This is a genomic window from Pseudomonas sp. D8002 (genome assembly GCF_013385695.1).
GTDB lineage: Bacteria > Pseudomonadota > Gammaproteobacteria > Pseudomonadales > Pseudomonadaceae > Aquipseudomonas.
In genome coordinates this window covers 1-22,085 of record NZ_JACAPM010000030.1, presented here as the reverse complement: position 1 = coordinate 22,085, position 22,085 = coordinate 1, and the positions used below count along the sequence as shown (strand labels likewise).

Annotated in this window: 18 protein-coding genes; 7 read left to right on the top strand and 11 right to left on the bottom strand. The window is 61.7% G+C overall.

Annotated elements, in window-relative coordinates:
* Positions 1 to 284: 284 nt before the first annotated feature.
* The 5 genes from HX807_RS17075 to HX807_RS17055 all read left to right on the top strand — a co-directional run bounded on the left by HX807_RS17075 (position 285) and on the right by HX807_RS17055 (position 8,453).
* A complete protein-coding gene (locus HX807_RS17075) occupies positions 285 to 1,433 on the top strand; it encodes an efflux RND transporter periplasmic adaptor subunit (RefSeq protein WP_003219800.1) in 1,149 nt (382 codons plus the stop codon).
* 3 nt (positions 1,434 to 1,436) lie between these two features.
* The gene (locus tag HX807_RS17070) at positions 1,437 to 4,598 is read left to right on the top strand and encodes an efflux RND transporter permease subunit (protein ID WP_177021339.1); all 3,162 of its coding nucleotides are present in this window, start codon (positions 1,437 to 1,439) and stop codon (positions 4,596 to 4,598) included.
* Positions 4,595 to 6,052: an AdeC/AdeK/OprM family multidrug efflux complex outer membrane factor gene (adeC, locus tag HX807_RS17065; RefSeq protein ID WP_177050523.1), complete on the top strand. Its 1,458-nt coding sequence runs from the start codon at positions 4,595 to 4,597 to the stop codon at positions 6,050 to 6,052. Before HX807_RS17070 ends, adeC begins: the two co-directional genes overlap by 4 nt.
* 172 nt (positions 6,053 to 6,224) lie before the next feature.
* Positions 6,225 to 7,475 carry an OprD family porin gene (locus HX807_RS17060; RefSeq protein ID WP_008431143.1) on the top strand — a complete coding sequence of 417 codons (1,251 nt, stop codon included), beginning with the start codon at positions 6,225 to 6,227 and terminating at the stop codon, positions 7,473 to 7,475.
* Positions 7,476 to 7,553: 78 nt separating this feature from the next.
* Positions 7,554 to 8,453 (top strand): polysaccharide deacetylase family protein, encoded by a 900-nt coding sequence (locus tag HX807_RS17055; protein ID WP_166742188.1) that lies wholly within the window; start codon positions 7,554 to 7,556, stop codon positions 8,451 to 8,453.
* Here the strand turns inward: HX807_RS17055 and pcaC are convergent.
* The 11 genes from pcaC to pcaR form a co-directional block, all read right to left on the bottom strand.
* Positions 8,450 to 8,842 (bottom strand): 4-carboxymuconolactone decarboxylase, encoded by a 393-nt coding sequence (pcaC, locus tag HX807_RS17050; protein WP_003219813.1) that lies wholly within the window; start codon positions 8,840 to 8,842, stop codon positions 8,450 to 8,452. The two genes, HX807_RS17055 and pcaC, sit on opposite strands and share 4 nt — an antisense overlap.
* A gap of 187 nt (positions 8,843 to 9,029) precedes the next feature.
* Positions 9,030 to 9,821 carry a 3-oxoadipate enol-lactonase gene (gene pcaD / locus HX807_RS17045; RefSeq protein ID WP_003219815.1) on the bottom strand — a complete coding sequence of 264 codons (792 nt, stop codon included), beginning with the start codon at positions 9,819 to 9,821 and terminating at the stop codon, positions 9,030 to 9,032.
* A 10-nt stretch (positions 9,822 to 9,831) separates the two neighbouring features.
* The gene (locus tag HX807_RS17040) at positions 9,832 to 11,196 is read right to left on the bottom strand and encodes a 3-carboxy-cis,cis-muconate cycloisomerase (protein WP_177050521.1); all 1,365 of its coding nucleotides are present in this window, start codon (positions 11,194 to 11,196) and stop codon (positions 9,832 to 9,834) included.
* A gap of 49 nt (positions 11,197 to 11,245) precedes the next feature.
* Positions 11,246 to 12,541 (bottom strand): MFS family transporter, encoded by a 1,296-nt coding sequence (locus HX807_RS17035; RefSeq protein WP_003219818.1) that lies wholly within the window; start codon positions 12,539 to 12,541, stop codon positions 11,246 to 11,248.
* 180 nt (positions 12,542 to 12,721) lie between these two features.
* Positions 12,722 to 13,288: a protocatechuate 3,4-dioxygenase subunit alpha gene (gene pcaG, locus HX807_RS17030; RefSeq protein WP_003219820.1), complete on the bottom strand. Its 567-nt coding sequence runs from the start codon at positions 13,286 to 13,288 to the stop codon at positions 12,722 to 12,724.
* Between the two features lies 1 nt (position 13,289).
* Complete coding sequence (pcaH, locus tag HX807_RS17025) at positions 13,290 to 13,994, bottom strand: protocatechuate 3,4-dioxygenase subunit beta (RefSeq protein ID WP_003219824.1); 705 nt, start codon at positions 13,992 to 13,994, stop codon at positions 13,290 to 13,292.
* A gap of 28 nt (positions 13,995 to 14,022) precedes the next feature.
* Positions 14,023 to 15,228: a 3-oxoadipyl-CoA thiolase gene (pcaF, locus tag HX807_RS17020; RefSeq protein WP_177050527.1), complete on the bottom strand. Its 1,206-nt coding sequence runs from the start codon at positions 15,226 to 15,228 to the stop codon at positions 14,023 to 14,025.
* On the bottom strand, positions 15,225 to 16,007 hold the full coding sequence (locus HX807_RS17015) for a CoA-transferase subunit beta (RefSeq protein WP_172834582.1): 783 nt from the start codon (positions 16,005 to 16,007) through the stop codon (positions 15,225 to 15,227). The genes pcaF and HX807_RS17015 overlap by 4 nt, the downstream gene beginning before the upstream one ends.
* Entirely contained in the window at positions 16,004 to 16,861 is an 858-nt protein-coding gene (locus tag HX807_RS17010) for a CoA transferase subunit A (protein ID WP_003219830.1), read from the bottom strand. The genes HX807_RS17015 and HX807_RS17010 overlap by 4 nt, the downstream gene beginning before the upstream one ends.
* A gap of 147 nt (positions 16,862 to 17,008) precedes the next feature.
* Entirely contained in the window at positions 17,009 to 18,355 is a 1,347-nt protein-coding gene (locus HX807_RS17005) for an MFS transporter (RefSeq protein ID WP_003219832.1), read from the bottom strand.
* Positions 18,356 to 18,503: 148 nt separating this feature from the next.
* The gene (gene pcaR / locus HX807_RS17000; protein ID WP_003219833.1) at positions 18,504 to 19,346 is read right to left on the bottom strand and encodes a pca regulon transcriptional regulator PcaR; all 843 of its coding nucleotides are present in this window, start codon (positions 19,344 to 19,346) and stop codon (positions 18,504 to 18,506) included.
* 667 nt (positions 19,347 to 20,013) lie between these two features.
* On the opposite strand from pcaR, the gene HX807_RS16995 reads away from it, so the two are divergent.
* The gene (locus tag HX807_RS16995; RefSeq protein WP_003219834.1) at positions 20,014 to 20,214 is read left to right on the top strand and encodes a hypothetical protein; all 201 of its coding nucleotides are present in this window, start codon (positions 20,014 to 20,016) and stop codon (positions 20,212 to 20,214) included.
* A 310-nt stretch (positions 20,215 to 20,524) separates the two neighbouring features.
* Positions 20,525 to 22,000 (top strand): inorganic phosphate transporter, encoded by a 1,476-nt coding sequence (locus HX807_RS16990; protein ID WP_177050519.1) that lies wholly within the window; start codon positions 20,525 to 20,527, stop codon positions 21,998 to 22,000.
* Positions 22,001 to 22,085: the final 85 nt, after the last annotated feature.

Here is a 22,085-nt window from a genome sequence, read left to right as displayed (position 1 = left end):
CAGTAAAACCTCAATCAGGAGACTTGGGGTGATCGGTAACGCAGACTCAACCGCCGCTAACGACCATCTGAATAATTGTGGGACGACGCCGTCAAGGGCGCCGAACGTACTAGAATCGAGGCTTTGGACGCTGCTTTGTCAACATTCCGCGAAGCCTGTCAAGAGTTTACAAACAACCATGAACGTAAGTATATTGCGTAGCAAGCTACTTATCCACTCAGTGCCTGTTTTTTACCCTTCCACACTTCTTGTGCGCACTCTGCGCGCCTGACCCGAGGATCTTCATGCAACTTAAGCCAGCTGTTACCGCCCTGGTTACTGCCGTCGCCCTGGCATCGCTGCTCAGCGGATGTAAAAAGGAAGAAGCGGCTCCGCCCGCTCAAACCCCTCAGGTCGGCGTGGTCACTATTCAACCTCAAGCCTTTACCCTGACATCCGAGCTGCCAGGCCGCACCACGGCCTACCGCATTGCCGAGGTTCGCCCTCAGGTCAACGGCATCATTCTCAAGCGTCTGTTCAAGGAAGGGGGCGACGTCAAGGAAGGCCAGCAGCTCTATCAGATCGATCCGTCGGTGTATGACGCCTCGCTGAAAAGCGCCCAGGCCAACCTCGCCCAGACCAAATCGATTGCCGATCGCTACAAGCAGTTGGTCGATGAGCAGGCCGTCAGCCGCCAGGAATACGACACCGCCGTGTCCAACCGCATGACCTCTGAAGCCAACGTGCAAACGGCCCAGATCAACGTGCGCTACACCAAGGTGTTTGCCCCGATCTCCGGGCGGATCGGTCGCTCTTCGGTCACCGAAGGCGCGCTGGTCAGCAACGGCCAGACCGACGCCATGGCAGTGATCCAGCAACTGGACCCGATCTACGTCGACGTCACGCAGTCCTCTGCCGAGATGCTGAAACTGCGTCGTGACCTGGAAAGCGGCCAACTGGAAAAAGCCGGCGAAAACGCGGCCAAGGTCAAGCTGACCCTGGAAGACGGCACCGCCTACGGCGTGGAAGGCAAGCTGGAATTCTCCGAAGTCTCGGTCGACGAAACCACCGGTTCCGTGACCCTGCGGGCCGTGTTCCCGAACCCTGACCACACCCTGCTGCCGGGCATGTTCGTCCACGCGCAGTTGCAAGCCGGTGTGAACAGCAAGGCCATCCTGGCACCACAGCAAGGCGTGACCCGCGACCTGAAGGGCATCCCGACCGCGCTGGTGGTGAACAAGGACAACAAGGTCGAGCAACGTGTACTGGTGGCCAACCGTACTACCGGCGCCTACTGGCTGGTGGAAAAAGGCCTGAACGCCGGTGACCGTGTGATCACCGAAGGCCTGCAATTCATCAAGCCGGGCATCGAAGTCAAGGTCAAGGACGCTGATAACGCCAAACCCGCCGGTTCCGCTGCTGCTCCTGCTGCCGCTGCTGGTCAAGGGGAGTAATTCATGTCGAAATTTTTTATCGACCGTCCCATTTTCGCCTGGGTAATTGCCCTGGTGATCATGCTGGTCGGGGCACTGTCGATCCTGAAGTTGCCCATCAACCAGTACCCGGCCATCGCGCCAACCGCCATTGATATCCAGGTGACCTACCCGGGCGCGTCTGCACAAACCGTGCAGGACACCGTGGTGCAGGTGATCGAACAACAGCTCAACGGTATCGACAACCTGCGTTATGTCGCCTCGGACAGTAACTCCGACGGCAGCATGACCATCACCGCGACGTTCAACCAGGGTACCAACCCGGACATCGCCCAGGTTCAGGTACAGAACAAGCTCAACCTGGCGACCCCGCTGCTGCCACAAGAAGTACAGCAGCAGGGTATCCGCGTTACCAAGTCGGTGAAGAACTTCCTGATGGTGATCGGTCTGGTGTCGGAAGACGGCAGCATGACCAAGGATGACCTTTCCAACTACATCGTTTCCAACATCCAGGACCCGATTTCCCGGACCGCCGGTGTGGGCGACTTCCAGGTGTTCGGTTCCCAGTACGCCATGCGTATCTGGCTCGACCCGGCCAAGCTGAACAACTACCAGCTGACGCCCGTGGATGTCAGCAACGCCATCCAGGCGCAGAACGTCCAGGTGGCCACCGGCCAACTCGGCGGCCTGCCTGCCCTGCCCGGCACTCAGTTGAACGCCACCATCATCGGCAAGACGCGTCTGCAAACCACTGAAGCGTTCGGCAATATCCTGATGAAGGTCAATACCGACGGTTCCCAGGTTCGCCTGGGTGACGTTTCGCGTATCGAACTGGGCGGCCAGAACTACAGCATAAGCGCACAGTTCAACGGCAAGCCGGCTTCCGGTATGGCGATCAAGCTGGCAGCCGGTGCCAACGCACTGGACACCGCCAAGGCGATTCGCGAGACGGTTGCGTCCCTCGAACCGTTCTTCCCGCCTGGCATGAAGGCTGTGGTGCCGTATGACACCACGCCGGTTGTGACCGAATCGATCTCCGGTGTGGTTCACACCCTGGTCGAAGCGATCGTGCTGGTGTTCCTGGTGATGTTCCTGTTCCTGCAGAACTTCCGCGCCACCATCATCACCACCATGACCGTACCGGTGGTATTGCTGGGTACCTTCGGGATCCTCGCTGCGTTCGGCTTCACCATCAACACCCTGACCATGTTCGGCATGATCCTGGCCATCGGCTTGCTGGTGGACGATGCCATCGTTGTGGTGGAGAACGTCGAGCGGGTAATGGCCGAGGAGCACTTGTCGCCCAAGGAGGCGACGGTCAAGTCCATGGGCCAGATCCAGGGGGCCCTGGTGGGTATCGCCCTGGTGCTGTCGGCGGTATTGTTGCCAATGGCGTTCTTCGGTGGTTCCACCGGTGTGATCTACCGCCAGTTCTCCATCACTATCGTTTCGGCGATGGCGCTGTCGGTACTGGTTGCCCTGGTCTTCACCCCGGCCTTGTGCGCCACCATGCTCAAGCCGATTGACCCGGAAAAACACGGCCAACCCAAGCGCGGCTTCTTCGGCTGGTTCAACCGTACCTTCGACCGTGGCGTACTGAGCTACGAGCGCGGCGTCGGTAACATGATCAAGCACAAGTTCCCGGCGTTCGTGGTCTATGCCCTGATCCTTGCCGGCATGATCTGGATGTTCACCCGCATTCCAAGCGCGTTCCTCCCAGAGGAAGACCAGGGCGTGATCTTTGCCCAGGTACAAACGCCGGTGGGTTCTTCGGCTGAACGTACGCAGAAAGTCATCGACGATATGCGCGCCTACCTGTTGAACGACAAGGAAGGCGAGCCAGGCGAAGGCAAGGCTGTCAAATCGGTGTTTACCGTGAACGGCTTCAACTTCGCCGGTCGTGGCCAGAGCTCGGGCCTCGCGTTCGTGATGCTCAAGCCGTGGGACGAGCGTGACTCGAGCCAGTCGGTATTTGAGGTTGCCAAGCGTGCCCAGGGTTACTTCTTCGGGGCCTTCAAGGACGCCATGGTATTTGCCGTGGTGCCACCTTCGGTACTCGAACTGGGTAACGCCACCGGTTTCGACGTGTTCCTGCAAGACCAGGGCGGCGTCGGCCACCAGAAGCTGATGGATGCGCGTAACCAGTTCCTGGGTGCCGCGGCACAAAGCAAGATCCTGGCGGGCGTGCGCCCCAACGGCGTGAACGATGAGCCGCAGTACGAGCTGACCGTTGACGACGAGAAGGCCAGTGCCCAGGGCATCAGCCTGGCAGACATCCAGCAGACCCTGGCAATCGCCTTGGGTGGCAGCTACATCAACGACTTCATCGACCGTGGTCGTGTGAAGAAGGTGTATGTACAGGGTGACGCCGCCAGCCGGATGTCTCCGGAAGACCTGAGCAAATGGTACGTGCGCAGCACGTCCGGGAAGATGGTGCCGCTGTCGGCCATCTCTTCGGGCAAGTGGATCTTCGGTTCGCCGAAACTCTCGCGCTATAACGGTGTAGCGGCGATGGAAATCCTCGGTACCCCGGCACCTGGCTACAGTACCGGTGATGCGATGGCGGAAGTCGAACGCATTGCCAAGGACCTGCCGGCTGGCGTTGGTTACTCCTGGACCGGCCTGTCGTACGAAGAACGTCTGTCCGGCTCCCAGGCACCTGCGCTGTACGCCCTGTCGCTGCTGGTGGTGTTCCTCTGCCTCGCGGCACTGTACGAAAGCTGGTCGATCCCGATTGCGGTGATTCTGGTTGTACCGCTGGGTGTGATCGGTGCGTTGATCGCCACCAGCCTGCGGGGACTGTCCAACGACGTGTTCTTCCAGGTGGGCCTGTTGGTGACGGTGGGTCTGGCAGCGAAAAACGCCATCCTGATCGTGGAGTTCGCCAAGGAGCTCCACGAGCAGGGCAAAGGCATTGTCGAGTCGGCCATCGAGGCATCCCGCATGCGTCTGCGACCGATCATCATGACGTCCATGGCGTTCATGCTCGGCGTACTGCCCCTGGCAATTTCCACCGGTGCCGGCTCAGGTAGCCAGCACGCCATCGGTACGGGCGTAATTGGCGGTATGATCACCGCCACGGTCCTCGCGATCTTCTGGGTACCCCTGTTCTTCGCAACCGTGTCCTCCGCTGGCGAGCGTAAAAAGACTGAACCCAAGCAAACTCCTAAAGAGGCTGGCCAATGAGCAAGTCGCTACTTTCCTTAGCTGTCACGGCATTCGTGCTCAGTGGCTGCTCGCTGATCCCGGACTACCAGCGCCCTGAAGCGCCGGTAGCCGCGCAGTTCCCGCAGGGGCCGGCGTATTCGTCGGCCCAGGCGCCGGGCCAGGCAGCTGCCGAGCAGGGCTGGAAGCAGTTTTTCCATGACCCTGCCCTGCAACAGCTGATCCAGACCGCCCTGGCGAACAACCGCGACCTGCGTGTCGCGGCCCTGAACATCGATGCGTATGCCGCGCAGTACCAGATCCAGCGCGCCGACCTGTTCCCGGCGGTTTCGGCCACGGGCAGCGGCAGCCGTACGCGCACCCCGGCCAAGCTGTCGCAGACCGGCGAAGCGGGCATCACCAGCCAATACTCGGCGGGCCTCGGGATCAGTTCTTATGAGCTGGACCTGTTCGGCCGCGTACGCAGCCTGAGCGAACAAGCGCTGCAACAATACTTCGCGACCGAAGAAGCGCGTCGCACCACCCAGATCAGCCTGGTGGCCAGCGTGGCCAACGCCTACCTGACCTGGCAGGCCGACAAGGAGCTGCTCAAGCTCACCCAGGACACCCTGGGCGCGTACGAGCAGAGCTTCAAACTGACCTCGCGCAGCAATGAAGTCGGCGTGGCTTCGGCCCTGGACCTGAGCCAGGCCCGTACCTCGGTGGAAAACGCCCGGGTTGCACTGGCGCGTTATACCCGCCAGGTGGCCCAGGACGAAAACAACCTGACCCTGCTGCTGGGTACCGGCCTGCCGGCGAACATCGTCAGCCGGCCATTGGCTGATGACCTGTTGAGCGAAGTACCGGCCGGCCTGCCATCGGACCTGCTGCAACGTCGTCCCGACATCCTGCAGGCCGAGTACAACCTCAAGGCGGCCAACGCCAACATCGGTGCGGCACGCGCTGCGTTCTTCCCGAGCATCACCCTGACCGCCAGCGCCGGCACCGCGAGCCCGACCCTGGGCGGCCTGTTCAAGGGCGGTTCGGGTACCTGGTCGTTTGCACCGCAGATCAACATCCCGATCTTCAACGCCGGCAGCCTGCGCGCCAGCCTGGATTACTCGAAAATCCAGAAAGAGATCAACGTCGCCAACTACGAGAAAGCCATCCAGACCGGCTTCCAGGAAGTCTCCGACGGCCTCGCCGCCCGTGAGACCTACAAGCAGCAACTGGACGCCCAACGTGGCTTCGTCGCGGCCAACCAGGATTACTACCGCCTGGCCGAGCGTCGCTACCGTATTGGTGTCGACAGCAACCTGACGTTCCTCGACGCCCAGCGCCAACTGTTCAGTGCCCAGCAATCGCTGATCACCGACCGTCTGGCGCAGCTCAACAGCGAGGTCAACCTGTACAAGGCCCTCGGTGGTGGCTGGAACGAACAGACCGCGAAGAACGAACCGTTGAAAGAAGAAGCACCGCCCTTGAAGTTGTTCTGATAGTGGCGCAGTAAACAAAAACCGCTTCCCGCCCAGGAAGCGGTTTTTTTACGCCCATGACTTTACGTTCGATCATCGCCCACAACCCGCTCTCCCCCACTTTCATCGCCCCCGCACCGCCCCGCACCATGGCCGCCACCTGCATAACCCCAATAACAACAGGTCTGACACCATGAGCACTTTCGACCCGCGCCGGCTTTTGCTGGCAACCGCTGTCGCCAGCATTGCCCTCCCCGTTGTCGCTGAAGAACACGGCTTCCTGGAAGACGCCAGCGCCAACCTAAACCTGCGTAATTTCTTCTTCAACCGCAACTACACCAACCCCAGCAAGACCCAGGGCGGCGCACAGGAGTGGACGCAAAGTTTCATCCTCGACGCCAAATCCGGCTTCACCCAGGGCACCGTCGGTTTCGGCGTGGATGTACTGGGCCTGTACTCATTGAAGCTCGATGGCGGGCGCGGCACGGGTGGCACTCAGCTGTTGCCGCTGGACCACGATGGCCGTCCGGCGGATGAATTCGGGCGTCTGGGCGTGGCGTTCAAGGCACGGGTTTCAAAGACAGAAGTGAAAGTCGGCGAATGGATGCCGGTGCTGCCGATCCTGCGTTCGGACGATGGCCGCTCGCTCCCGCAAACCCTGCGCGGCGGGCAAATCACCTCCAAGGAAATCGACGGCCTGACCCTGTACGGCGGCCAGTTCCGCGCCAACAGCCCACGGGACGACAGCAGCATGACCGACATGTCCATGTTCGGGAAAACCGCGTTCACCTCCGACCGCTTCAACTTCCAGGGCGGCGAATACGCCTTCAACGACAAACGCACCCAGATCGGTGTGTGGAACGCCCAACTCAAGGACATCTACAGCCAGCAATACCTCAACCTGATCCACAGCCAACCGGTGGGCGACTGGACCCTGGGCGCCAACCTCGGGTTCTTCTATGGCAAGGACGACGGCAGCGCCCGCGCCGGTGACCTCGACAACAAGACCTGGTCCGGACTGTTCTCGGCCCGATACGGCGGCAACACGTTCTACGTCGGCCTGCAAAAACTCACCGGCAACAGCGCCTGGATGCGCGTCAACGGCACCAGCGGCGGCACCCTGGCCAACGACAGCTACAACGCCAGCTACGACAACGCCCAGGAAAAATCCTGGCAGGTACGCCATGACTATAACTTCGCCGCCCTGGGTATTCCGGGCCTCACGCTGATGAACCGCTACATCAGCGGCAGCAACGTACACAGCGGCACGGTGACCGATGGCAAGGAATGGGGACGGGAAAGTGAAGTGGCCTACGTGGTGCAGAGCGGAGCGCTGAAGAATCTCAATGTGCGCTGGCGTAACTCCAGCATGCGCCGGGACTACAACAACAACGAGTTTGATGAAAACCGGTTGATCGTCAGTTACCCGATAAGCCTGCTGTAAAGCCTCGACAGTCTTGTTGTATGGTGCGCGCGTGTCATGGATGACCCGCCCCAGCAGCCAATGTCATTCGAGTCCGCCATGAAACACTTCGCCACCGTATCGGCCGCACTAGCCCTGGCCCTGAGCCTCAGCGGTTGCATCGGCCCGCCTCTGGCGCTGACACCGCAAACCGAACAACGCCTGAAAACCGAGGCGCCGATCCGTTTTTTGCTGACCTTCGATGACGGCCCCAGCGCCTCGGGCTTCATGAACCCCAGCCGTTCGGTGATGGCGGACCTGGCGAACAACCCGATACAGCCGGGGATCAAGGCGGTGTTCTTCCTGCAGACCGAGGCGCCCCGCTCCGGCGGCAACCCGCGGGGCTACAAGACCATGGAGCGCGAATACGCGGCCGGCCATATCCTGGGCTTCCACACCGCGACCCCGTGGCACAGCAACCATCGCTTGCAGAATCCGGCTGAACTGGAGCACTACCTCAGCCTGGGTTCATCGACCCTCACCTCCATCACCGGCCAACCGCCCACACTGGTACGCCCGCCGTTCTGGAACTACGACAAGCGCACCTTCGCCGCCTATCAGCAACACGGCATGCATGTGTTGCTGACCGACCTGAGTGCAAACGATGGGGTGATATGGGTGTTCAACGGCAGCCCGCGTCGACGGGAAAACCTGATACGCCAACTCTCGGTGGTGCGTGAGCGCATCGCCAAAGGCGAATTACCGACGGTGGACGGCGTGATCCCGGTGGTGGTGACCTTCCACGATATCAACCGCTACACCGCCTGGCACTTGAAGGAATACCTGCAAATCCTGCTGGACAGCGCCCATATCAATGGCGTGCCCCTCGCCACACAGCCTTTCTACACCGACCGGGCAACCTTGCAGCGAGCCGCCATGGCCCGCACGGTAAAAAGCGCCGACGAAGTGGTGCACCTGCCAGGTGTGTGGAATTGGGTGTGGGACGCTGACTCGCACTAGGCGCGCGACTCTACCCCCAACTCATCCCACACCGACTCGGCCAAGTGAAACGTCGCATTCGCCGCCGGAATCCCGCAATAGATCGCGCTCTGCATCAGCACTTCCTTGATCTCGGCGCGGGTCACACCGTTGCTCGCGGCGGCGCGCAGGTGCAGCTTCAGCTCTTCGCTGCGGTTCATGCCGATGAGCATGGCGATGGTGATCAGGCTGCGGGTATGCCGCGGCAGCCCCGGGCGGGTCCAGATATCACCCCAGGCGTGGCGGGTGATCATTTCCTGGAACTCGCTGTTGAACTCGGTCAGGGCGTTGAGGCTGCGGTCGACGTGGGCGTCGCCCAGCACTTCGCGGCGCACTTGCAGGCCTTCGGCATAACGTTGTTTCTCGTCCACAAAACGCTCCTCATGCAACGGTGACGACAGGCACATACCTGTGGCGAGGGAGCTTGCTCCCGTTGGGTCGCGCAGCGACCCCAGTGAGGCCGCTGCAGGGTTTTACAAATAGTTGGGTTGCGGCTGCTCAGGGGCTGCTACGCAGCCCAACGGGAGCAAGCTCCCTCGCCACAGGGTTCAGCGATACTCAGCGCGATAGCAGAAATTCCAGCACACGGTCGCTGAACGCCGCACCGGCTTGCACGTTGGACAAGTGCGCGGCATAGAACTCGGCATACTCGGCGCCCTGCACATGCGCCTGGATAAAGTGCCCACCCGCCGGCGGCGTCACCGCATCTTCGCTGCCTGCGATCACCAGGGTCGGCACCTTGATCGACGCCAGTTGCTCGCGGAAATCCGCGTCGCGCACGGCCGCGCAGTTTGCGGCATAACCCTGGGGATCAGTCGCCGCCAGCATATCGGTGATCAGCTTGGCCTGGTCAGGATGAGCCTCGGCGAAGTCTGCGGTGAACCAGCGGGCAATTGACGCATCACGCAGGGCAACCATCGCGGCCGCACCGTCGCGCAGGACCATCTCGATGCGTGGGTTCCAGATCTCGGGCGTGCCGATCTTCGCGGCGGTGTTGCACACCACCAGCCGGCGCAAACGCTCACCCGCGTTGATCCCCAGCCACTGGCCGATCAGGCCGCCCATGGACAACCCGCAGAAATGCGCGCGCTCGATCTGCAACGCATCCAGCAGCGCCAACACGTCACGGCCCAACTGCTCGATGCTGTAGGGGCCTTCGGTGACCAGCGACTTGCCATGGCCCCGGGTGTCGAAACGCAGCACCCGGAAGTACTGGGTGAACGCCTCGATCTGGATGTCCCACATATGCAGGTCGGTGCCCAGGGAGTTGGACAGCACCAGTACCGGTGCATCTTCGGGGCCATCGAGTTGGTAGTTCAGTTCGCCATCGGCGAGTTGTACAAATCCCACAGCAGCCTCCTCAGGCAGTCAAAGCAAAATGTTCGGCCACGGCCCGGGTGACCCAGGTGTGCGCCTGGCCCAGGTAGTGCGCCGGGTCCAGCAGGCGATCGAGTTCGGCCGCCGAAAGCTCGGCAGTCACTTGGGGTTCATCCCCCAGCACCGCGCGCAGGTGGCGCCCGTCGGCGACGGCGCGTTTGCAGCATTGTTCCAGCAGATGGTGCGCGGTTTCGCGGCCCAGGCGCTGGGCGAGGACGATGCTGACCGCTTCGGCCAGTACCAGGCCCTGGGTCAGATCAAGGTTTTGGACCATGCGCCGGGGGTCGACTTCCAGGCCTTCGCTGACCAGCAGCGCCTGATGCAACGCACCGGATACCAGCCGGCAAATCTCCGGCAGGGTTTCCCATTCGGCGTGCCACAGGCCCAGGCTGCGTTCGTGTTCCTGGGGCATCGCGCTGAACATCGTTGCCACCAGGCCGGGCACTCGCGTGGCAGCGCTGATCAGCACGGCAGCGCCCACCGGGTTGCGCTTGTGGGGCATGGTCGAAGAGCCGCCCTTGCCGGGGGCCGACGGCTCAAACACTTCCGCCGCTTCGGTCTGCATCAGCAGGCTGATGTCGCGACCCAGCTTGCCGAGGCTGCCGGCGATCAAACCGAGCACCGAGGCAAACTCCACCAGGCGGTCGCGCTGGGTGTGCCAGGGTTGCTCCGGCAGGCCCAACTGCAACTCGGCGGCCAGTGCTTGCGCCACCGGCATCGCCTGTTCGCCGAGGGCCGCCAGGGTTCCGGAAGCACCGCCAAATTGCAGCACCAGCAAACGCGGCTTGAGCTCACTGAGACGTTGCCGGTTGCGGGTGACTGCGCCGAGCCAACCGGCGATCTTCATGCCCAGCGTGACCGGCGTTGCATGCTGCAGCCAGGTCCGGCCCGCCAAAGGAGTTGTCCCGTAACGCTGGGCCTGGGCGGCAAGAATGTCCCCCAACCGCGCCAGATCATGTTCGATCAGCTCGACCGCACTGCGCAGTTGCAGCACCAGGCCGGTGTCCATCACATCCTGGCTGGTAGCGCCCAGATGCACATAACGTTCGGCGCCGGCATCTTCGCTGGCGATCAACTTGCCGAGGGCCTTGACCAACGGAATCGCAGAGTTGCCTGCGGTGGCGATGGCGTCGCCGAGGGCATCTACGTCGTAGAGAGAGGCCAGGCAGACCTGGGCAATGGGCGCGACGGCCGCTTGCGGGATCAACCCGACCTGAGCCTCGGCCCGGGCCAGCGCCGCTTCGAAATCCAGCATGCCCTGCAAACGCCCCTGGTCGCAGAACACTTCGGCCATGCCGTTGGCGGTGAAGTAGGCGTCGAACAGTTGGTTGCTCGTGCGCATCGTCATAACACATCCCTAGGTGGCGCATACCCGGCAACGGGCACGCGCCAGCCGGTTACAGATCGTGGTGCAAATACGCCGCCTCTTTGGGCAGGCGCAAGCTGAACAGGAACGCCACCGCCATCATCGCCGTGACGTACCAGTAGAAGGTGTTCTCCATGCCCATGGACTTGAGCCCCAAGGCCACATATTCCGCCGAACCACCGAAGATCGCGTTCGCCACCGCATACGCCAGGCCCACGCCCAGTGCGCGTACTTGTGGCGGGAACATTTCGGCTTTCACCAGGCCACTGATGGAGGTGTAGAAGCTCACGATGGCCAGGGCCAGGGTGATCAGCACAAAAGCCAGGAACGGGCTGCTGACGGTTTTCAGGGTCAACAGGATCGGCACGGTGCACAGCGTGCCCAGGGCGCCGAACCACAGCATCGAGTTACGGCGGCCAATCTTGTCCGCCAGCATGCCGAACACCGGCTGCATGCACATGTAGAAGAACAGCGCGCCGGTCATGATGTAGCTGGCGGTCTTGGCGTGCATCCCGGCGGTGTTCACCAGGTACTTCTGCATGTAGGTGGTGAACGTGTAGAAAATCAGCGAGCCGCCGGCGGTGTAGCCGAGCACGGTGATAAACGCCGCCTTGTGATCGCGGAACAGCGCGGCAATGCTGCCGGCGTCCTTGTCTTCACGCATTTCCTTGCTGGTGGTTTCTTTCAGGGTGCGACGCAGCAACAGCGAGATCACCGCCGCAATGGCGCCGATCACAAACGGAATGCGCCAGCCCCAGGCCCGCAGTTCTTCTTCGGTGAGGATCTGTTGCAGGATCACCACCACCAACACCGCCAGCAGTTGCCCGCCGATCAGGGTCACGTACTGGAACGAGGCGAAGAACCCGCGCTGGCCCTTGAGGGCGACTTCACTCATGTAGGTGGCGGTGGTGCCGTATTCGCCGCCGACCGACAGGCCCTGGAACAACCGGGCGACCAACAGCAGGGCCGGGGCCCAGGCGCCGATGTCTTTGTAGGTGGGCAAAAAGGCGATGACCAGGGAACCGGCGCACATCATCAGCACCGAGATCATCATGGAATTCTTGCGACCGTGTTTATCCGCCACCCGGCCGAACAGCCAGCCGCCGATGGGGCGCATCAGGAAGCCGGCGGCGAACACGCCGGCGGTGTTGAGCAGTTGCACGGTGGGGTCGTCCGACGGGAAAAACGCCGGGGCGAAATAGATGGCGCAGAAGGCATAGACGTAGAAGTCGAACCATTCGACGAGGTTGCCGGAAGAGGCACCGACAATCGCAAAAATCCTTTTGCTGCGTTCTTCTCCGGTGTAGTGGCTGGTTTTTGTTGTCATGTTTTTTCACTCAGTGGGAACGGTTATAGCCTAGACATACTTTGCAACAACCATGTTCCGCAAGCAGACTTTTGGATATTTGTTGCCTGGGCCGGCCTCATCGCGGGCAAGCCCGGCTCCCACATTTGGAATGCATTCCCCTGTGGGAGCTGGCTTGCCTGCGATAGATCCGCAGCCCACTCAATAATCGAAGAACACCGTCTCTTCGTCTGTGCCCTGCAAAATCACATTCCACTGATACACACCCGCAGCATCCGCCTTGGCGATCAACGTGCGGCGGCGCTCCTGCGGCACACACGCCAGCAGCGCGTCATCCCCATTCGCCGCTTCACCGTCAAAGTAAATCCGCGTCAGCAGGTGCTTCACCAGCCCACGGGCAAACACCAGCACCACCAGGTGCGGCGCCTGGGTCGTGCCCTTCAACCCCGGCACACTGCCCGGCTTGATGGTGGTAAAGCGAAAACGCCCTTCAGCGTCCACCGGCACCCGGCCAAAGCCTTCGAAGTTCGGGTCCACCGGTTTGTCCTGCTCATCCTCGGGATGGTCGTACTTGCCGGCCGCATTGGCCTGCCAGACTTCCAGCATGGCGTCGTTGACCACATCGCCATTGCCATCCACCACCTGCCCGGTGATCGCCACGCGCTCGCCGAGGGTGGCCGCAACGGTCAGGTCTTCGCGGTTCAGCCAGGTCAGGCCAATGTGGTAATACGGCCCGACGGTGTGGGAAGTAGTCGCGTTGAGGCTCATCTCATTTCTCCATCGGCGTGGCGTCGCGGCCGCGCAGGACGATGTCCCAGCGGTAGCCGAGGGCATAGTGCGGAATGGTTTTTTCCAGATCGAACGAGGCGATCAGGCGCTCCTTGGCGGACGTGTCCGGGACGCAGTTGTAGATCGGGTCATAGGCCAGCAGCGGGTCACCGGGGAAATACATCTGCGTCACCAACCGCGTCAGCACACTCGGGCCGAACAGCGAGAAGTGGATGTGCGCCGGGCGCCACGCGTTGTGGTGGTTGCCCCACGGGTAGGCGCCGGGCTTGATGGTCTGGAACTGGTACCAGCCGTCGGCGTCGGTGACGGTACGCCCGGTGCCGGTGAAGTTCGGGTCCAGCGGTGCGTCGTGCTGGTCGCGCTTGTGGTTGTAGCGGCCGGCAGCGTTGGCCTGCCAGATTTCCACGAGGATGCCGGGAACGGGCAGGCCGTTTTCATCCAGCACGCGCCCGTGAATGATGATGCGTTCGCCCTGGGGTTCGCCTTCGTGCTGGGCGGTCAGGTCGTTGTCCTTCTCGTTGACGCGCTCGGCGCCGATGGTCGGGCCGGTGATTTCCGACAGGGAATGGGGCAGGAACACCAACGGCTTGGACGGCGAACGCAAGTTCGTCGACTGGTAGGCCGGGTGCAGGTAATCAGGCTGAGTACCCGCTTGCGGGCGCCGGTATCCGGGCTTGTCACTCATGGAGCAATCCTCTTTATTCTTGTGGGTCTCAAACGCGTTCGATTGCCAGGGCCAGGCCTTGGCCCACACCGACGCACATGGTCGCCAGGCCTTTGCTGCCACCGGTTTTTTCCAGCTGATGCAGCGCGGTCAGTACCAGGCGCGCACCGCTCATGCCCAGCGGATGGCCAAGGGCAATCGCGCCGCCGTTCGGGTTGACCTGCGGTGCGTCGTCGGCAATCCCCAGTTCACGCAGCACGGCCAGGCCCTGGCTGGCGAAGGCTTCGTTGAGTTCGATCACATCGAAATCAGTTACCGCCAGGCCCAGGCGTTCCACCAGTTTGCGCACCGCCGGCACCGGGCCAATGCCCATCACACGCGGCGCCACACCGGCGCTGGCCATGCCCAGCACCCGGGCGCGGGCGGTCAGGCCGTGTTTTTTGACGGCTTCAGCAGAGGCCAGAATCAGCGCGGCGGCACCATCGTTCACACCAGAGGCGTTGCCTGCGGTGACGGTCTTGTCCGGACCATTGACCGGCTTGAGTTTGGTCAGGGCTTCCAGGGTGGTATCGGCGCGCGGATGCTCGTCGTGCTCGACCACGGTTTCGCCTTTTTTGTGGGCGACACGCACCGGTACGATTTCTTCGGCGAAGAAACCGGCGGCCTGTGCAGCGGCCGTACGTTGCTGGCTGCGCAGGGCGAAGGCGTCCTGGTCGGCGCGGGAGATTTTATAGTCGTCGGCCACGTTGTCAGCGGTTTGCGGCATCGGGTCGACGCCGTACTGGGCCTTCATCAACGGATTGATAAAGCGCCAGCCGATGGTGGTGTCTTCCAGCTTCATGTTGCGCGAGAACGCCGCATCGGCCTTGCCCATCACGAACGGCGCGCGGGACATCGACTCGACGCCACCGGCAATCGCCAGTTCCATCTCGCCGCTGGCGATGGCGCGGAAGGCCGTGCCGATCGCGTCCATGCCCGAAGCGCACAGGCGGTTCAGGGTAACGCCGGGAATGCTCTCCGGCAGGCCGGCCAGCAATGCCGCCATGCGCGCCACGTTGCGGTTGTCTTCGCCGGCCTGGTTGGCGCAGCCGAGGAACACTTCGTCCACCGCGCTCCAGTCCACCGATGGGTTGCGTTCCATCAGCGCCTTGATCGGCAGTGCCGCCAGGTCATCGGCGCGCACGGTGGACAAGCCACCGCCAAAACGGCCGATGGGGGTACGAATGGCGTCACAGATAAATACGTCGCGCATCAGGCTTCTCCGGGGGCTTGGCCGTGGGCGGCAGCGGTGCGTGCCTCAAGGTCGCGCAGGGCAGTCAGTTCAATCTCGGTGGGTTCGGCGCTGGTGGTCACCTGGTCGGCAAAACGAATCGCCCAACCGGTGGCGGCCACTACTTGCTCACGGGTCACGCCGGGGTGCAGGGCGGTGACGACAAATTCGTGGCTGCCCTCCTCCGGCTCCATGATGCACAGGTCGGTAATAATCCCTACAGGACCGGCGCCTGGCAGACCCAGGCGTTTGCGCGAGTCACCGCCTTCGCCGTGGCCGACCGAGGTGATGAAGTCCAGCTTGTCGACAAACGAGCGGGCCGACTGCTTGAGGATGATCAGCACGCTCTTCGCGGAGCCGGCGATCTCCGGTGCGCCACCGGCACCTGGCAGGCGCACTTTGGGCTGGTGGTAGTCACCGACCACGGTGGTGTTGATATTGCCGAAACGGTCGACCTGGGCCGCGCCGAGGAAGCCGACGTCAATGCGCCCGCCCTGCAGCCAGTAGCGAAAAATCTCACCGGTCGGCACCACGGTGTCAGCGGTTTCAGCCAGCTCGCCGTCACCGATGGACAGCGGCAGCACCGAAGGCTTGGCGCCAATCGGGCCGGACTCGTAGATCAGCACCACATCCGGCGACGACGTCAGGCGCGCCAGGTTGGCAGCCTTGGAGGGAAGGCCGATGCCGACGAAACACACCGAACCGTTCTTCAGGCGGCGCGCGGCGGCGACGGTCATCATTTCGTTGGTCGAGTAAGCCATTATTTGGCCTCCTGCGCGGTGGCCAGCTTGGCCTGGAATTCACTGAAATTGGCGGTGCCGTGGATGTATTCGTTGATCCACGCAGTAAACGTCTCACGGTCCCGGGCGATGGGGTCCCAGGCCTGGTAGAAACGGTTGTCACGTTCGGTGTAACCGTGAGCGTAGGACGGATGCGCGCCACCCGGCACATGGCACACGGCAGTCAGGGCCCAGGTCGGCAGCACGCAGGCGTTCATCGGCGCGTTGAGGTCGTCGACGATTTCTTCAACGGTAACGATGCAGCGCTTGGCCGCCAGGGCCGCTTCCTTCTGCACCCCGAGGATGCCCCACAGCAGCACGTTGCCCTTGCGGTCAGCCTTTTGCGCGTGGATCACGGTGATGTCCGGGCGCACCGACGGCACGGCCGCCAGTACTTCACCGGTGAAGGGGCAGGTCACGGTCTTGATCAGCGGGTTGACCTTGGGCAGATCGGAGCCGGCGTAGGCGCGCAACACCGCGAATGGCAGGCCGGAGGCACCGGCGACGTAGGCATTGGCCAGGTCGGCGTGGCTGTGCTCTTCGATCTCCAGCGGTTGCGGCCATTGCTTTTCAACGGCGTCCCGCAGGCGATGCAGTGAACCCACGCCCGGGTTGCCGCCCCAGGAGAAAATCAGCTTGCGTGCACAGCCGGCGCCGATCAACTGGTCGTAGATCAGGTCAGGCGTCATGCGCACCAGCGTCAGGTCTTTCTTGCCCTGACGAATGATTTCATGACCTGCCGCCGTAGGGATCAGGTGAGTAAAGCCTTCGAGTGCAACGGTGTCGCCGTCATTCACGAACTGCTTTACCGCATCAGCCAGCGAAAGGATTTCAGCCATGGGGTGGGCTCCCGGTATCGATCGAAAAAGGCGCTGGAGGCAGCGCCGAAGTGCTTGAAGATTAAGCCGGGGGTCGGGGCCAAACAATCCGATAATCGACTGAGTGTTCGATTATCGAACGGATTGTTGTCTTGCTATCGGTCCGTTTCAGGTAGCGTCGGCATGGCTGACCATGCCCTTGATCACCACCGCGGTGGTGGCCAATGCCGCCGGGATCACCAGGGCGGTCAGCACCTGTTCGAAGTTCCAGCCCAGGCCCAGCAAGGTCGCGCCCATCCACGCCCCGAGGATCGCGCCAAAGCGGCCGATGCCGAGCATCCACGACACGCCCGTGGCGCGGCCCTGGGTCGGGTAGAAACGTGCGGCCAGCGACGGCATCGCCGACTGCGCACCGTTGACACACATGCCGGCAATCAACACCAGAGTCGCCAGCAGCGTGATATTGCCCAGGCTCTGCCCCACCGCGTAGGCAAACACCCCGGCCAGCAGGTAGAAGGTACCGATGACCTTGTGGGGATTGAACCGGTCCATCGCCCAGCCCACGCCGACCGCACTCAATACGCCGCCAAACTGGAACAACGCACCGATAAACGCGGCCTGTTCCATGCTGGCGCCGCTGTCGCGCATCAGGGTCGGCAGCCAACTGGTCAGCAGGTAAACAATCACCAGGCCCATGAAATACGTCAGCCACAACAGCAAGGTGCCGGCGCTGTAGGTGCCGGAGAAGATCACCGCGAACACGTTGCGCGCCTTGACGGTTTTCTGTTCGGGCACGCTGAAGCTCGAGGCCTGGGCGACGATGCCCGGCTCGATAGGCGCCAGGGTCTTGCGCACCTTGTCGGTGCCGCGATTGCGCACCACCAGGTAACGCGCCGACTCCGGCAGCCAGAACAGCAGCACCACCGCGAGGATCAGCGGCAACAGGCCGCCGATCATCAGCAGGCTGTGCCAGCCATACGCCGGGATCAGCTTGGCCGAGATAAACCCGCCACCGGCCATGCCCAGGTTGAAGCCGCAGAACATGCTGGTCACCAGCAGCGACTTATGGCGTTCCGGGGTGTATTCGGAGAGCAGTGTCGTGGCGTTCGGCATGCCGGCGCCCAGGCCGAGACCGGTGAGGAAGCGCAGGATCAGCAGTTGATCGACGTTGCTGCTGTAGGCCGAGGCCAGGCTGAAGGCCCCAAACACCAGCACCGCCCCCACCAGCACCACCTTGCGCCCGAAGCGGTCGGCGAGTGGGCCGGAGCCCAGGGCGCCGAAGACCATGCCGATCAACGCGGCGCTCATCACCGGGCCGAGGCTGGCGCGGTCGATGCCCCAGTCCTGGGACAGCGCCGGGGCGATAAAGCCCATGGCGGCGGTGTCGAGGCCGTCGAGGAAGACGATGAGAAAACACAGGATCACCACTCGCCACTGATACCGCGACAGCGGCTGGGCGTTGATGAAGGACTGAACGTCCAGGCAAGTACCGACAGCAGGTGAAGGCTGATTCATTATTTTTATTTCCACACCGATGGGCGGGCGAACGACCTTGAGTCGTCATTATTATTGGGGCGGCGCCTTGAAGCGCTGCCGCACATTAATAAGCCTTGGGAAACACCGTCAATTCATCCAGCCGGGATCTGTGCGGTCACCGAACAGCTTACGCAAACAGCTGCGCACTCAGCTCCTGGCTGGCACTGAGCATGCTCGGCAGGAAACGCTGCTCCAGCTCGCTGCGGCTGACCCGCCCGGCATGGGTGCTGACGTTCAGTGCCGCCAGGACCTGGCCCGAAGCGTCGTACACCGGCACGGCGATGGAACGCAGCCCTTGCTCCAGTTCCTGGTCGACAATGCACCAGCCCTGCTGCCGCACTTCCTGCAGGCATTCGAGCAAGGCTTGCGGGGTGGTGAGGGTGCGGCTGGTCTTGGTTTGCAGGTCGGCGTGGTCGAGGTAGTCCTGCAGCGAGGCGTCATCCAGCGCCGCCAGCAGGATACGGCCCATGGAGGTGCAGTAGGCCGGGAGACGGCCGCCCACGGAAAGGTCGACGGAAATCAGGCGTTGGGTGGTGGCGGAGCGGGCAATGTAGAGGATGTCATCACCTTCCAGGGTTGCCATGTTGCACGCCTCGTGGAGCTGCTCGCTCATGCGGTCCAGGTAAGGCTGCGCCGAAACGGCCAGGGGCGTGGACGACAGGTAAGCGTGGCCGAGGGTCAGCACCTTGGGCAACAGCGAATAGGTACGCCCGTCGGTGGTGGCGTAGCCGAGTTTGATCAGGGTATGCAGGCAACGGCGTACGGCAGCGCGGGGGATTTCCGTGCGGTGGCTGATCTGGGCGATGGTCAGGTGGCGCTTGCGCTCCTGGAATGCCTGCACCACGGCCAGGCCGCGTGCCAGGGAGGTCATGAAATCCGGATCACCGGTAAACGCCTGGATGCGCTTGGCCGGTGACGCAACGATCGGCGGCGCCACTGATGCGAAGGAGTTGCGCAATTGATCGTTCATTTGGGGTCCTTTCTCTTATTTTTAACCGCTGCGGGAGGGTGACCGCTATTACAAGCCGCCGTGCAATGGCTGCACAAGGCAGGGCAACCAACATTGGGCGATTATCGGACGGTCATTCGATTATCGCAATTTGTCACCGCCGACCGGTGCCGGAACCCCTCTACATCCATTTGAGTGCCTTTCAGAATCGACTGATGTACGAGAGAAGTTAAGGTTGATTAACGCCTGTAGAACATTGCACGATTTATGGCGCCAATAGTTCAGCAAATACCCCACACACCTGCGTAACAAAACCCTCACACAAAGTTGACGATTTTTAACTTGTTGGCGATAGTGTTATTCAAGCGCGTGGCTATAATGCATCCTGTGCAGGAGCCAGCCTCGCCTGACCCCGAGGATAGATTTCACCCAGTCGTGCACCGGCTGCGTGCAGGCTCCGCCGCAAGTACCTGACACACATTTCGAATGCCTGCCAACTGCTTGTGGCTGTGACAAGAAAACTGTTGCTACGACAACTGCTCTTCTCCGGTATCGTGGCCGCGTGCAATAAAGAAGTGGTTTTTCCTGTATACCTTTCCACGCTGATCTTCAGATTGACGGTATACCGGGGGCGACTTCCCGGCATCGCGTTTCGCCGGAATCAAACTCAACTCAATTAGGTAACAATGTGACGAAAGACGAACTGCGCGCGGAACTTGAGCGCCAGGAACAACGTTACAAGGATGTTTACGGCGGGGAAGTCACCACCTACGCCGCCCAGCCAGAACCTGAACGCAAGCCATGGCGCAAACGAGCCAGCCTGCTCGACCAGGCCTTTGCCCAGGAAATCCAAAAGATTGAACAGGACCTCAAAGCCGAAGAGCCATAAGCGTTTCGGGTTGAGCTTCCAAAGGTGCCATCTCTCTGCCAGTACCACGCTGGTGGAGGGAAGCCCGTTATGTGGCCTTAGCGAAATTTCATACGATTGTTTCAGTTATTCCCTTCCGGCGCTTTATCCCGCGAATTTGATGGATCCTCCATATAAATCAATCACTTGCCAAAGCCCCGAAAACACCGGGATGCACGCCTCCCCCCCATTTTTTTTCGTTGAAGAATGTTACCGATGAGCAGCTAGTGCATTGATTACCGATGTTTTCTGGCATAATCGCGCCCCCTTACGACCGGGTCAGAAAACCTTCATGATCGATTTATTCAGCGGACTGGATGCTTGGGTTCTAGTGAGCCTGTTGCTCGCCCTGGCCTTTGTCCTCGCCTTCGAGTTCATCAATGGCTTTCATGACACCGCTAACGCGGTTGCCACAGTCATCTATACCAAAGCCATGCCTCCGCATCTGGCCGTGTTCTTCTCCGGGGTGTTCAACTTCCTCGGCGTGTTGCTCGGTGGGGTCGGTGTTGCGTATGCCATCGTGCACCTGCTGCCGGTGGAGTTGCTGATCAATGTGAACACCGGCCACGGTCTGGCCATGGTCTTCTCATTATTGGCAGCGGCGATCACCTGGAACCTCGGCACCTGGTATTTCGGGATCCCGGCGTCCAGTTCCCACACCCTGATCGGTTCGATCCTCGGTGTCGGCCTGGCCAACGCCCTGATCAACGACATTCCCCTGGCTGACGGCGTCAACTGGCAGAAAGCGATCGATATCGGCGCTTCGCTGGTGTTCTCGCCGATGGCTGGTTTCGTGGTAGCCGCCCTGGTGCTGCTGGGCCTGAAATGGTGGCGCCCGCTGTCGAAGATGCACAAGACACCGGACCAGCGCCGCAAGCTCGACGACAAGAAGCACCCGCCGTTCTGGAACCGCCTGGTCCTGGTGATTTCGGCGATGGCCGTGAGCTTCGTGCACGGCTCCAACGACGGGCAGAAAGGTATTGGCCTGATCATGCTGGTACTGATCGGTATCGTGCCGGCGCAGTTCGTGCTGGACCTGGGCAGCACCACTTACCAGATCGAGCGCACCCGCGACGCCACGCTGCACTTGAATCAGTTCTACCAGCGCAATCACGAAACCCTCGGTGAGTTCCTGGCCCTGGGCAAAAGCGTGAAAGACGATTTGCCGGGCAAGTTCCAGTGCAATCCGCAGCAGACTGAACCGACGATCAACGCCCTGCTGGGGACCTTGAAAGGTGTCTCTGACTACCATTCGTTGACCGCCGAGCACCGGATTGAAGTGCGTCGTTATCTGTTGTGCCTGGATGACACCGCGAAGAAGGTGGGCAAGTTGCCAGGCCTGGATGCGCGTGAGAAGTCGGACCTGGACAAGTTGCGCAAGGACCTGACGGCGACCACCGAGTACGCGCCGTTCTGGGTGATCCTGGCGGTGGCACTGGCCTTGGGCCTGGGCACCATGGTGGGCTGGAAGCGTGTGGTGCTGACCATTGGTGAGAAGATCGGCAAGCAGGGCATGACGTATGCCCAGGGTATGTCGGCGCAGATCACCACGGCCAGCATGATTGGCCTGGCCAATATCTTCAGCTTGCCGGTTTCCACGACCCATGTGTTGTCTTCGGGTGTGGCGGGGACCATGGTGGCTAACAAGAGCGGGCTGCAAGGTGGCACCGTCAAGACCATTCTGATGGCTTGGGTGTTGACGCTGCCGGCGACTGTGGGCCTTTCGGCCGGGTTGTTCTGGTTGGCTTCCAAGGCTTTGGGTAGCTGACAGCTCTTGGGCTTGTGAAGAAGGTGCGACCTGTGAGGGTCGTGCCTTTTTTTATGGCTGGGGTTTGGGTGTATATCCGTTATTT

Coding starts and splice junctions, on each gene's coding strand:
- HX807_RS17075 (WP_003219800.1), top strand. CDS start 285: ATGCAACTTAAGCCAGCTGTTACCGCCCTGGTTACTGCCGTCGCCCTG.
- HX807_RS17070 (WP_177021339.1), top strand. CDS start 1,437: ATGTCGAAATTTTTTATCGACCGTCCCATTTTCGCCTGGGTAATTGCC.
- adeC (WP_177050523.1), top strand. CDS start 4,595: ATGAGCAAGTCGCTACTTTCCTTAGCTGTCACGGCATTCGTGCTCAGT.
- HX807_RS17060 (WP_008431143.1), top strand. CDS start 6,225: ATGAGCACTTTCGACCCGCGCCGGCTTTTGCTGGCAACCGCTGTCGCC.
- HX807_RS17055 (WP_166742188.1), top strand. CDS start 7,554: ATGAAACACTTCGCCACCGTATCGGCCGCACTAGCCCTGGCCCTGAGC.
- HX807_RS17040 (WP_177050521.1), bottom strand. CDS start 11,196: ATGACGATGCGCACGAGCAACCAACTGTTCGACGCCTACTTCACCGCC.
- HX807_RS17035 (WP_003219818.1), bottom strand. CDS start 12,541: ATGACAACAAAAACCAGCCACTACACCGGAGAAGAACGCAGCAAAAGG.
- pcaG (WP_003219820.1), bottom strand. CDS start 13,288: ATGAGCCTCAACGCGACTACTTCCCACACCGTCGGGCCGTATTACCAC.
- pcaH (WP_003219824.1), bottom strand. CDS start 13,994: ATGAGTGACAAGCCCGGATACCGGCGCCCGCAAGCGGGTACTCAGCCT.
- HX807_RS17010 (WP_003219830.1), bottom strand. CDS start 16,861: ATGGCTGAAATCCTTTCGCTGGCTGATGCGGTAAAGCAGTTCGTGAAT.
- HX807_RS17005 (WP_003219832.1), bottom strand. CDS start 18,355: ATGAATCAGCCTTCACCTGCTGTCGGTACTTGCCTGGACGTTCAGTCC.
- pcaR (WP_003219833.1), bottom strand. CDS start 19,346: ATGAACGATCAATTGCGCAACTCCTTCGCATCAGTGGCGCCGCCGATC.
- HX807_RS16990 (WP_177050519.1), top strand. CDS start 20,525: ATGATCGATTTATTCAGCGGACTGGATGCTTGGGTTCTAGTGAGCCTG.